The 12,662-nt window shown below is 39.7% G+C and carries 8 protein-coding genes; 4 read left to right on the top strand and 4 right to left on the bottom strand.

Features of this window, described 5'->3' with window-relative positions; genetic code table 11:
* The first annotated feature begins 168 nt into the window (after positions 1-168).
* Positions 169-549 (top strand): DUF3192 domain-containing protein, encoded by a 381-nt coding sequence (locus CWB62_RS04855; RefSeq protein ID WP_058405812.1) that lies wholly within the window; start codon positions 169-171, stop codon positions 547-549.
* Positions 550-590: 41 nt separating this feature from the next.
* Here CWB62_RS04855 and CWB62_RS04850 read toward each other — a convergent pair whose 3' ends face one another.
* The 3 genes from CWB62_RS04850 to CWB62_RS04840 form a co-directional block, all read right to left on the bottom strand.
* Positions 591-1,490 carry a diguanylate cyclase gene (locus tag CWB62_RS04850; protein ID WP_058405811.1) on the bottom strand — a complete coding sequence of 300 codons (900 nt, stop codon included), beginning with the start codon at positions 1,488-1,490 and terminating at the stop codon, positions 591-593.
* Positions 1,480-5,268: a hybrid sensor histidine kinase/response regulator gene (locus tag CWB62_RS04845; RefSeq protein WP_138529128.1), complete on the bottom strand. Its 3,789-nt coding sequence runs from the start codon at positions 5,266-5,268 to the stop codon at positions 1,480-1,482. Before CWB62_RS04845 ends, CWB62_RS04850 begins: the two co-directional genes overlap by 11 nt.
* A gap of 65 nt (positions 5,269-5,333) precedes the next feature.
* Positions 5,334-6,731: a PhoH family protein gene (locus tag CWB62_RS04840; RefSeq protein ID WP_138529130.1), complete on the bottom strand. Its 1,398-nt coding sequence runs from the start codon at positions 6,729-6,731 to the stop codon at positions 5,334-5,336.
* A gap of 307 nt (positions 6,732-7,038) precedes the next feature.
* On the opposite strand from CWB62_RS04840, the gene rapA reads away from it, so the two are divergent.
* From rapA to CWB62_RS04825, 3 genes are all read left to right on the top strand, one after another.
* On the top strand, positions 7,039-9,933 hold the full coding sequence (gene rapA, locus CWB62_RS04835; protein ID WP_058405773.1) for an RNA polymerase-associated protein RapA: 2,895 nt from the start codon (positions 7,039-7,041) through the stop codon (positions 9,931-9,933).
* Between the two features lie 200 nt (positions 9,934-10,133).
* Complete coding sequence (gene rluA / locus CWB62_RS04830; protein WP_058405772.1) at positions 10,134-10,787, top strand: bifunctional tRNA pseudouridine(32) synthase/23S rRNA pseudouridine(746) synthase RluA; 654 nt, start codon at positions 10,134-10,136, stop codon at positions 10,785-10,787.
* 120 nt (positions 10,788-10,907) lie between these two features.
* Positions 10,908-11,813, top strand: coding sequence for a DUF3530 family protein (locus tag CWB62_RS04825; RefSeq protein WP_138529131.1), 906 nt, complete (start codon positions 10,908-10,910; stop codon positions 11,811-11,813).
* Here the strand turns inward: CWB62_RS04825 and djlA are convergent.
* A complete protein-coding gene (djlA, locus tag CWB62_RS04820) occupies positions 11,796-12,653 on the bottom strand; it encodes a co-chaperone DjlA (RefSeq protein ID WP_058405770.1) in 858 nt (285 codons plus the stop codon). The two genes, CWB62_RS04825 and djlA, sit on opposite strands and share 18 nt — an antisense overlap.
* Positions 12,654-12,662 lie beyond the last annotated feature (9 nt).

Below are 12,662 nucleotides of genomic sequence, written 5' to 3'. Positions count from 1 at the left end.
GTTAAATAAACTAAAAAATGGTTTTTTTTGCTAATTTTTTTATTTTTTAAAATTAAAAAACAACCAAAAAACCATAAGCAACTGATTATAAATAAAATTTAAACTTGGCGTATACTTTGCCTTACTATCATTAATAATTAAGCAAAAACGATTAAGGTACATATAAAAATGAATAAATCTCTACTAGCAGCTGCACTTATTACTCCATTTTTAACGGGTTGTGTTATTGCCGTTTCTGATGGCGAAGCAGAAACGCACTGGGCAGGTAATGACTCAACGAGCTGGCAAACAAAACATAAAAATAATCGCGAAGCTATCTCAGAGCTAAAAATGGATAGTAGTTATCAGTCGGTATTAACAACGCTTAAAACCCCTAACTTTACCGAGTTATTAAAAAAAGGGGATGATGTTTATCAAGTCTTATTCTATGCGACTCATAGTATTCATTCAGATGGGAAAATGACTAAAGATGAGTGTACGCCACTGATATTTAAAAACGATAAACTAATCGGTATTGGTGATAGCGCATTAAATATGGTTAGCCACTAAAACACAAAAAGCGCCAGTACGTTACTGGCGCTTTTTTAATATTAGTGAGCGACCACTCTATTACGGCCTGCCTCTTTTGCTTCATACAACCCTAAATCAGCCTCTTCTAATAATGAATGCTCTGAGGTTGAGCGGCCACCTTCCATGGTTGCAACACCAATACTGATAGTTATGCACTGTGCATTTAAAGATGTTTTGTGCTCTATATTTAGTTCGTTTACTGCGTTTTTGAGTTTATTTGCAAACGCAATTGCGTCCTTTTTCGATACATCAGGTAAAATAGCAGCAAACTCTTCTCCACCGTAGCGGGCAATAAAGTCACTACCACGTTTACATTGTGATAAAAGAGATTGAGCAACCTTTTTTAAACATTCATCACCGGCTCTGTGGCCGTATGTATCGTTGTATCGCTTAAAATAATCTATATCTATTAAAAGTACAGATAGCCCCGAGCCACCTCGTTTGCTTCTTCGCCATTCTCGAGACAAATTTTCATCAAGGTAGCGTCGATTGGGTATTTCAGTTAATCCATCAATGGACGCTAACATTTCAAGTAAATCATTTTTTTGTTTTATCAATAATTGATTTCGTACTCGCACTCTTACTATAGAAGCACTGAATGGCTTAGTAATATAGTCCATCGCGCCGAGCTCTAACCCTTTTGATTCATCAGCATGCTCTTGGTTAGCAGAAATAAAAATAACTGGAATAGCCTGGGTAATAGGGTTTTCTTTTAACTTAACAATAAGTTCAAAGCCGTTCATAACGGGCATTACAATATCAAGTAAAATCAAATCTACATGTGTCGTTCTTACAAAAGCAAGCGCCTCCTCTGCACTTTTAGCTAACAACACCTCATGCTCTTCACCTAACGTTTTCTCAAGCACTAGCCTGTTAAGAGGATCGTCGTCAACTACAAGCACTTTGGCTTTATTTGACATCAACTGCCTCCAGACCTCTAATAAATACAATAACTTGTTTCAACTGCATAATAAGCTCTTTTAATATTTCATCTTCAGGATCATTCGTTGCTTTGAGGTTTTGCTCGCATTGCAGTGCACAAGACGATAACCGTTTAAAGCCCAAATTACCTGATACTCCTTTGATACTATGCACTAAACGTACCAAGTCACCTTTAGCGGTACATTCGTCAATTTGTTGTAATTGAGCTTCGCAAAGGTTGGCAAATTTATCCACCATATTGTTCAGTAAGGCCTCATCAGCACTAAACTGAGCTAAGGCAAACGCTCTATCAAAAAACATTGTTTTAGCTGGAAGTTGTGTATCAGCAATCGCATCAAGCAGTACCTTTGCTACAACAGGCTTAGTTAAATGTTTATTCATACCGCATTTTAGCGAACGCGCTACATCAGCAGGTTCACAATGTGCTGTTAGTGCAAATATAGGTAACTGCTTATCGTCAAACTGTTGACGAATCAATGCCGTAGCTTGGCAACCATCTATATGCGGCATTTGTACATCCATTAATATAAGATCAGGTTTCAAAATCTGCAGTAGCTCCATACCGTCAGAGGCATTAGTTGAAGTTACAACATTTACATTAGCCTTTTTTAGAACACTTCTTATAATTTCTAGGTTTAGTTGATTATCGTCAATTGCCAAGACCAATAAACCCGATACTTCTTTGTTTGGTTTAGCCGCATCTATATTTACATCACTGGCTATGTGCTTTAATGCAGCACTACTGCTCAAATCAAATAATCGCTGCCCTAGTCCAGATGCTTTAACATGCTGCGCTAATAAGCCTTCACTCATAGATGAACTAAAGGTCAGCTGATGATTAATAATAATCACCGATACTGCTTGTGAAGTAAGTGAGTCATGTATTGCTTTGACATTTAATAGCTCAGGTAAATCCGCCTCATCAACAATGAGCTGTGTACACCCCGAGAGTTTAATTGGGTAATTCAACGCTTCATCCAAGTCAATACTGGTTAATTCTGAATAGGCGTCTACCGCGCGTTTTAAAGCTCGGCTTCGCTGGGATATAATAGCCAAAGCATCAACAGGCAATAGCTGATTTTTTGTATCATCTACCTGTAAACTAATACTGAAGTAAAACTCACAACCAAGGCCTTTTTCACTGTTTAGGGCTATTTCTCCCCCCATAAGAGAAACCGCATGCTTAACAATAGCGAGCCCAAGCCCTACCCCTTGGTGAATTCTGGTTGATGATTCATCGCCTTGTGTAAATGCATCAAATAAACGCAGTTGATCGTCTTTACCTATTCCGCTACCTGTATCTATTACGCTAAAGCAAATTTCTTGCTCTTGGTTGTTGCCATCGATTAGCTCCATTTTTAAAGTTATTGAGCCTTTATGAGTAAATTTAACAGCATTCGTTAATAAATTACCCAATACTTGTTGCAACCTGATGTTGTCACACACTAAATTAGGGGAAATTAAAGGGTCAACGTCAATAATAAACTCTACACCTTTTTGCTCACACAAAGGTCCGGTTAAGCTATCGCATATATCAACTAATTCAACCACACTAAATGGGCTGAGTTTTAACTCAGCTTGCGCACTTTCTACTCTGGCAAAATCAAGCATACGGTTAAGCATAAGCAATAAGCTTTCTGCTGCTTGCTTGGCTTGATCTGTTTGCTGTAATTGTCTGTTTGTCAGCCCCTGCTCTATTAGCATATCGAGCAAACCTAAAACAGCATTCAATGGGGTACGAATCTCATGACTTAAATTCGCTATAAAGCGACTTTTGGCAAGGGTTGCACGCTCAGCATTATGCTTCGCTTTAGTTAGTGCACTCACGTCTTGTAAGTGGATAACGTAATATGAAGGTTCACGCTTTTCATCCCACACAAGCGATACGCTAAGTTGTAACCAACTCGTCAGCTTTCCTCGTGCTAGTGTTAAATGGTAGACCTCTTTCTTATCATCAAGCAATTGCGCTAACGTTGTTTTAATTTCCAGCCACTGACTGTCGTCAAACAGCGACTTAAGCTGTTCTCCTACCAATACATTGTGTTCAATAAACAGTTTTCGTGCTGCTTTGTTAACTTGCAAAATTGTTTGATCTAGTGATAACAGCACAACACTATTAGCTGCAAATTCAATAGCGCTTCTAAATTTAGACTCAGAAGCTTTAAGCGCGTGTAACGTTTGCTGCTGCTCAGTTATGTCTCTACCAATTCCCATTGTGCCAAGTAAGTGCTGATGTTCATTATAAAAAGGCGCAATCGTTAATTGATAGGACTTATCCTCATTATCAACACGCTGCTGAACATTACTTCTATTTTGTAACACTTGCTTTTCTAAAACACTTATTTGTTCATGCTCTGTGGTTATATCTTGTATACGCCTTCCCACTAACGCACTTTGACCGCGCCCAATATAGGCTTCAAACGCCTTGTTACATCCTAAAAATGATCCATCAATATTTTTAAAATATATAAAATCAGGAACACTATTTAACATTGTATTAAGTAATGCTAAGTGCCGCTCTTTAGCTTGATAACTTCGCGTTAGTTTTTCTGATTGAAGTTTAAGCTTTTCGTCTAACTCTCGGTTTACTTCCTGCAATGACTCCACCAGCTGTTGATTTTTAGCAAATACGTGCTTAATTTTAGTAAACCAGGGTTGCCAATTAATGGGGATTTGATAATTAGATTGCACTGTAGCGTCGGTATCGCTTTGCTCTAGGTAGTGCATTAAATGCGTCATAGGTTTCAAAAATATACGCTGGCTTAACCAAAAAAACACACTAAACATTAAACTTAAAAACAGTGTTAAAAATACAAATTCAAGTAAAACTTCATACCTAATTGTATTTACTAAGTTTGATTTAGGCTCATAAAATGCAGCATGAATAGGCAAGTTAGCTTTGGGCTGCATAAAGAAATTGGTACTGCTGGTTAATACTGTTAACTTTTCACCTGTGGTTGACACTTCAGGCCAATGTTCGTTTAATGTTAATCCCTGAGCTACAGGGCTTTGTGTACTGGCAATAACCTCATCAAAACGATTAATAAATATATATTCACCTTGGCTTGGTGTTATTTTTTTTAACCACGCAGACATAACTTCCACATCATAAATAACAATAATGTAGTCATTTGAGCCTAATTCTCGCTGGCGTCCAATTGAATAATAAGCCTTACCATCTATGTTAACTATAGGGCTAGAAGAGAGTAGATTGTTTTTAAAATCGGGCCTAAAACGCCCTTCAAGAATCTCTGTTAGTAACAGGCTTTTGCTTTTATTTCGTCTTGATACAAATGCAGCACCACTTTCATCAACATAGGCAACCGCAGTAAGTGATTGCATAAGTGCTAACGTAGTATTAAATGATGACCCTAGTTTCACAAGCTGTTGCCACTTTAAAAGCGAGTCTGGTGAAAGGTCAAAGTCTCCTTTTCCTACAATTTCTGTTCCTTGGACGGTAAAGTGCCGATAATAATACCCATCGTATTGATTAATGCCTTCAAGTAGCTTGCTGCTTGGTTTGCTAAAAGTGGGCTGCGCGTATAAATCCAGCATGCTAGCCATTAAATCGTTAATTGACTGCATACCATGGTTTATCTGAGCCGATACATTTAAAAAATCGGCTTCACGTTTTTCAACGGTGCGCTCAAGCTTAATATTATAAATATGTAAACACAGTAAAAATGCAACGATTAAAGGCACCAACAGGGCAATAATTAAAGAGCGGTAGTAATGTTTGAGAGGTAAAAAATTCACGTGAAATCTGCTATTTGGCCCGAAAATCAATCATTAGACTATCGAGCCAAATAGTTAAGCGCAAGTTATAAATTCTCTTCCGCAAATGAAGCTAATCGACTTCGTACAACACCATTGAGGTTTATAGTTGCGCTGCCTTCAAAGTTTTTAAAACGCTCCACAATATAGGTTAAACCTGATGTGACTGGGGTTAAGTAATTACTGTCTATTTGTGCCAAATTACCAGTACAAATGAGCTTAGTTCCTTCACCGCACCGAGTAATAATTGTTTTAAGTTGAGACGCTGTTAAATTTTGGCTTTCATCTAAAATAACAACCGCATTTTGAATACTGCGGCCACGCATAAAATTAACCGACTTAAACTGTACATTGGCCTTTTCCATAATGTAATTTCGGCTAGATATTGGGTTCTCGTCGCCTTTATGCAGTACCTCAAGCGTGTCGGTAATAGCGGCAAGCCACGGCGCCATTTTTTCCTCTTCCGTGCCAGGTAAAAAACCAATAGATTCTGCAATTTCAGGCGTGTTACGCGTTACAATAACTTTATCGTAAATACCTTTTTCAATAACCAATTCAAGCGCACAAGCAAGCGCTAGTAATGTTTTTCCACACCCTGCAGGTCCAGTTAATATTACCAATTCAATGCTAGTATCAAGTAATGCATCCAGCGCCATACCTTGATAAATATTTTTGGGCTTAACGCCCCATGCATGATGATGCATTAACCGCTCAACACTAATATCTTTTATAGTAATGTGTTCATCATCAAACGACTTTACCCTAGCCGCAAAGTGATTACCCTCATCAAGTAAATACTCATTACAAAATACATCGGGTATTAGATTTTTAGGCACATGATGAAACGTATCTCGCCCATGTTGCTCTGTGTTGCACTGCCCTACATGTCCCCAAAAATCACCTTCTATTTTTTTATAACCGCTAGTGAGCAAGCTAATATCATCAATAAGCTGATCAGTTCGGTAATCCTCTACATATTTAAGTCCTGCGCCTTTTGCTTTTAAACGCATGTTTATGTCTTTGGTAACCAATATCACTTTTGAGTCGCTATGCTGCTTTTGTAAATATACCGCACAATTAATAATCCGATGATCGTTTTCATTGCCCGGCAACCCCGAAATTGAGTCTGCAAATAAATGGTCATTAACAATAATGAGCGTACCGGCAGAACTCGATTTAGCCTTTTTATTACTTGGCAAAGCAACGCCTTGTAGCATTTGTTCAGGGGTTGCGTTTTTAAGTACCTCATCTAAACCACGAATTGCAACGCGGGCATCGCGGCTTACATCGTGTTTTCTATCCTTTATGTGATCCAGCTCTTCTAAAACAGTCATTGGGATAACCACGTTATGTTCTTGAAAAGACAAATAAGCGAGGGGCTCGTGGAGGAGTACGTTGGTGTCTAGCACATACATTTTACTTTCAAGGTTCGAAGCTTTTTCCATAGCACTTTCCTTACGTTTTATGATTTTTATGCTATACCAAAATAACTAAGTAAAACGGGCAAAAATCAAAACCTGCAATACTTAATTGCCAAGGCATATTGAAAGTTTAGTCTATTTGCCATAAAAGTCCGTTTTATTACAACCTGAATTTAGTTTTTATTTACCTTTTTAATAGGTTAAAAAATGGCGGTTTTATTCTTTATAATTAACACTTATAAAATTAATTAAAAGTGAGCTAAATAGCGCCTTGCAGTGGTGTTAGCTTACAGGTAACATAGCCGCCTTTTTCATCATAGACGAGACATACATGAATTTTTCCTTAGGTCAGCGTTGGATCAGTGATACAGAGTCAGATTTAGGATTAGGTACGGTTGTTGCCATTGAAGGCCGACAGGTCAGCATATTATTTCCAGCCAGTGGCGAAAACCGTGTTTACTCTACAGCAGAAGCACCGGTTACCCGTGTGGCATTTAATCCAGGCGATGTGATCAAAAGCGTTGAAGAATGGGAATTAGAAGTAGAGTCTATTGAAATTCAGGGTGAACTACTTTGTTACGTGGGCACCCGTGTTGATAATGGCGAAGAAGCAAAGTTAAAAGAAACTTTTTTAGATCATTTTATAAAGTTTAATAAGCCACAAGACCGTTTATTTGCCGGCCAAGTAGATCGTTTTGATCGTTACACACTGCGTTACCAAACATGGCAACATAAATTTGAACGTGAACAATCGCCCATTAAAGGGTTAATTGGTCAGCGTGCTAATCTTATACCCCACCAGCTTTATATTGCCCAAGAAGTAGGTAAACGTTTCGCACCACGCGTACTTTTATCTGATGAAGTAGGCCTTGGTAAAACGATTGAAGCAGGCATGATACTGCATCAGCAAATTATTAGTGGCCGCGCAAGCCGCGTACTTATTGTTGTACCTGAAAACCTGCAGCACCAATGGTTAGTCGAAATGCTACGCCGCTTTAACTTACGTTTTTCTATTTTTGATGAAGAGCGTTGCGACGAAGCCTTTGCCGATTCACCAAACGTATTTGATACAGAGCAGCTTGTGCTTACAAGCCTTGAGTTTTTAACCAAGAAAAAACGCTGGTTTGAACAAGCCACATTGGCTGATTGGGATCTATTAGTTGTTGATGAAGCACACCACTTAAGCATTAATAACGGTAAACCAAGCACTGAATATCAACGCATGGCTGAGCTTAGCCAAGATATCCCTGGCCTTATTTTACTTACTGCAACACCAGATCAGCTAGGCCATAGCAGTCACTTTGCGCGCTTACAATTACTCGACCCAGACCGCTTTTACGACTATGACGTATTTAAAGAAGAAGAAGCAAATTACAAAGACGTAGCGCAAGCGGCAAACCAGTTATTACAAGATCAAGCTCTTGACGATAATGCAAAAGCAACGCTTATTGAGCTATTAAAAGAAACCGACATTACCGTTATTCTTGAAAAAGCGCAGCAAGGCGATTTACCAGCGCGTAAAGAAATACTTAATATGTTGCTCGATCGTCACGGTACTGGCCGTATATTATTCAGAAACAGCCGCAGTGGCATTGATGGCTACCCAAGCCGCAAATTACATGCTTACCCTATGGCATTGCCAAAACAGTACAAAACGGCCATGTCTGTACTTGGTAGCATGAGCGGTATTCAAAATGCAGAACTAAGTGCACATCGCGCTCTTTTCCCTGAAAAAATATTTCAAGAGTTTGAAGGCGAAAGCGCAAGCTGGGGATTATTTGACCCACGTGTAGATTGGTTAATCGACACGCTTAAAACACTAAAACATGAAAAAGTTTTACTTATTTGTGCAAAAGCCGAAACCGCCATTAGCCTTGAGCAAATACTGCGTGAACGCGAAGCAATTAAAGCCTCGGTTTTCCACGAAGGTATGTCAATTATAGAGCGTGACCGCGCAGCAGCATTTTTTGCCGACGAATACGACAACGCACAAATACTATTGTGTTCAGAAATTGGCTCTGAAGGTCGTAACTTCCAGTTTTCGCATCATTTAGTGTTGTTTGATTTACCGCTAAACCCTGATTTACTTGAGCAACGTATTGGCCGTTTGGACCGCATTGGGCAAACGCAAGATGTGAATATTCACGTACCGTACTTTGAAAACACAGCGCAAGAAGTATTACTGCGTTGGTACAACGAAGGCCTTGATGCGTTTGAAACAACATCAACTACAGGGCAATTATTGTATAAAGAGTTTCGCGACGATTTACTTGAATACATTTCAGCGCATAACTGTGATGAAGACGAGCTAGATCCACTGCTTGAACAAGTTGCTCAGCAAAATGCTGTGCTACGTAAAAAAATGGAAAGCGGGCGAGATCGTTTATTAGAGCTGCATTCTTCTGGCCAAGGTGCTGCTGACTCTCTGGTTACTGACATAGAAAAACTCGATAACCAGTTTGAACTGCCAAGTTACATGATCAACGTGTTCGACACTTTTGGTGTAAGCCAAGAGGATAAAGGCGAGAACACCATTATTTTAAAGCCTACTGAACACATGTTAAACGCGTCATTCCCATCGCTTAAAGATGATGGAATGACAGTTACATTTGACCGCGACACCGCACTTTCACAAGAAGATGTACACTTTATCAGTTGGGATCACCCAATGGTGCAAGGCACAATGGACATGATTTGTGACGATGACTTTGGTAGCGCATCGGTAGCCTTACTTAAAAACAAAAAACTTCCCGCGGGCACTTTTTTTGTTGAGTTGATATTTGTTGCCGAAGCAATGGCGCCTAAAGTATTGCAAGTGGGCCGCTTTTTACCCCCTACGCCTATTCGTATATTACTTGATAAAGCCAGCAATAACTTAGGCGAAAACGTCGCATTTGACGGGTTTAACCAACAGCTTTCAGCCGTCGGTCGTCAAACAGCAAGTAAACTGGCAGGTGCATTGCAAAGCGCAATTCACCCAATGATCACGACTGCAAAAGACATGGCACAAGAAAAACTCGATGTTATTCGTGCAGCGTCGCTAGCTAAAATGCAAAGCACGCTAATTGAAGAACAATCTCGTTTAGAAGCCCTTAAACAAATTAACCCGAATATTCGCCAAGAAGAAATTACTTTCTTTGATAAGCAGCGCAGCGAGTTGACTACGCACATTGAAAAAGCGCAGTTACAACTAGATGCAATTCGCTTAATAGTTGTTTCTCACTAGGGGTTTTTGAGCTTTAAGTTTATAGCTGTCAGTCGTTAGTAAAAATGACAGCTTAATAAAGCGCGGTATTTATACCGCGCTTTTTTATATTCAAAAAATGCATATAAATTAGAAGCCTTTGTACAGACTATCAATGTTTTCCTTGAGCCTTTGCCCTTGCTCCCCTAAAATAGTGCCCTTCAAAATCATTAAGGTCGGCCGTGTTAGTTAATTACAATCCCCCAATGAACCCGTATTTAACCATACTTTTTCAAGACGACGACTTGCTCATTGTTAATAAACCCAGCGAATTATTGACCGTACCTGGTAAAGATCCTAAACATGCCGACAGCTTAATTAACCGAGTGAATCGCGTGTTTCCAACCGCACGAATTGTTCACCGCCTTGATATGGCAACTTCCGGCATACTTTGCCTTGCTATGAATAAAGCTGCCCATAGGCATTTAAGCATGCAGTTTCAAGAACGTGAAACTGCTAAGCGGTATATTGCTCGCGTATTTGGGCAACTTGAACAAGACAATGGTTCTGTTGACTTGCCACTTATTTGCGACTGGCCTAATCGCCCAAAGCAAATGGTGGATCATGAAAATGGTAAGCCATCGCTCACTCACTATAAAATACTTGAACGAGAAGAAAGCGCCACTCGCGTAGAGCTCACTCCTATTACTGGTCGTTCACATCAATTACGTGTACATATGCTAAGCCTTGGCCATCCTATTCTAGGTGACAGACTCTATGCCCACACAGAGGCGCTTGCAGCCGCTCCGCGTTTACAACTTCACGCACAAATGTTGCAACTAAAACACCCAGTCACCGAGCAAATAATGACCTTCGAAGCAGAACCCGAGTTTTAACGGGCTCAATTACTTAGCAAAGGGTTAAACTTTTAGTTAAACATGCCGATACCTAACTAATGACCACTAGCTGAGCGTGTTATGGTGTTTTTGCAATTAATTAAAAAGACTTTGTGTTACATGGCATATAGCTGCGTGGCCATTTTAGTAATGCCTGCAACTGCCGCTGAACATATTGCTCCGCCTTCTTTTTCGAGTGTTGAAAATAGCGATATTAAACGCCTTCTACCCAGCGATGAAGTGAAAACCTTATTGGCAGGTGAAACTGAGTTTTTAAGTTTGCACAGTGAATACATGAGTGCTGATTTTAGAGGGACTGTATTACTGATCCCCGACTGGCAATCAACCCCTACCAATAATTCAGGAATGAGTTACTTACGCAAGGAGCTTAACAATTTAGGCTACACCACCTATGCGATGACCACCCCTGATATTGATTGGCAAGCGAGTAAAATAGCAGAGACGGCCGCAGAAACAGCACCAAGCAATGCCACTGAAACAGAGAGTCAAGCCAACAGTGAATCAGAGCAGCCTAATGTTTCAAGTAAAAATGAAGCGCCTCACCATGTGGATGCTATTGAAGCCGTCAGTGATGAAGTACTCGACAACTACAAATTAAATTTACTGGCGCGCTACAAAGCCCTTTACCAAACAGCGATGGAAGAGCCTAGCAATATTGTTATTATTGCCCAAGGCACCAGTGCAGGGGTATTGACTGAATATTATGCAGATTTTCCGCAAGAACGCGTGGATGCGTTTATTAGTTTAAGTAGCTATTTACCCAATGCAAAACGCAATAAAAGCCTAAACCAAACAACGTCTCTTGTTACGCCTGCCCTTTTAGATATTTATTACGCCGGCGACAATCGCGATATTTTAATTAACCTAAAGAATCGCCAGCGCTGGGTTAACCGAAACGCTAAATTCGACTACCGCCAGCGCCAATTATTTGGGCTTCGTGATCAGCCGCAACAACATGCTCGGCTAACAAAAGAAATAGACGGCTTTTTACGCCGCCTTTTTTAAATATTCATAGGCCGCTTGAATATCTTGGCTTTTTTTAACGGCTAATTCCATCATATGCTTTGGTAAACCTTGCGATACTAATTTATCTGGGTGGTGTTGCGCCATTAACTTACGGTAAGCTACTTTTACTTCTCGCTCTGTTGCTCCTTCGTTAAGCCCTAAAAGCCCAAGCGCTTGAGTACGATTCATGTTGTTATTAGGTGGCACATGATGGCCTGAACCTTCTTTATAACTGCTACTTTGCCCTTGCTGCTGTTGATAACGCTGTTGCTGTTTTCTAAAATTAAACTCAGCTTGATAGCGTTTAAGCACAAACGCAAAATGAGTTTTAGAAATGCCTAGCTGTTTACTTACTTCACTCAGTAATTGCTTTTCTTGCTCAGCCAAAATGCCATCAGAAAACGCCATTTGAATTTGTATTTCTAAAAATAATTGCAGTAAATCATGACGCTTAGCAAAACGTTCTTTAAAATCATGAACGGTTTCTTTTAATGAAAAGTCACTTTGCTTACCCGCCTGAAACGCATGCTGAGCTTCGCGGCGCTCTTCGCCTTTTAAGCCCATTTCATCCATAAATAAGCTGGCGGCTTTTATATGTACTTCGCTTACTCGGCCGTTAGACTTTGCAATATGGCCCATCACTGCAAAGCAGCTGGAAAAAAATAACGCTTGGCGTTGATGAACATCGTCACCATTAAATAAACTTGAAAAGCCACCTGCTTTATCAAAATTATTTTTTAAACTTTTATCAAATAAATGCCCTAGATATAGACCTAAAATAGCACCAAAAATTTTGCCAAACATAAAGCCAAAACAAAATCCGAGTATTTTTCCCCACATGTAAACTGC

The organism is Pseudoalteromonas sp. S408, assembly GCF_005886645.1.
GTDB lineage: Bacteria > Pseudomonadota > Gammaproteobacteria > Enterobacterales > Alteromonadaceae > Pseudoalteromonas.
The sequence above is the reverse complement of the archived record's forward strand: the minus strand, read 5'-3'. Positions and strand labels throughout refer to the sequence as shown.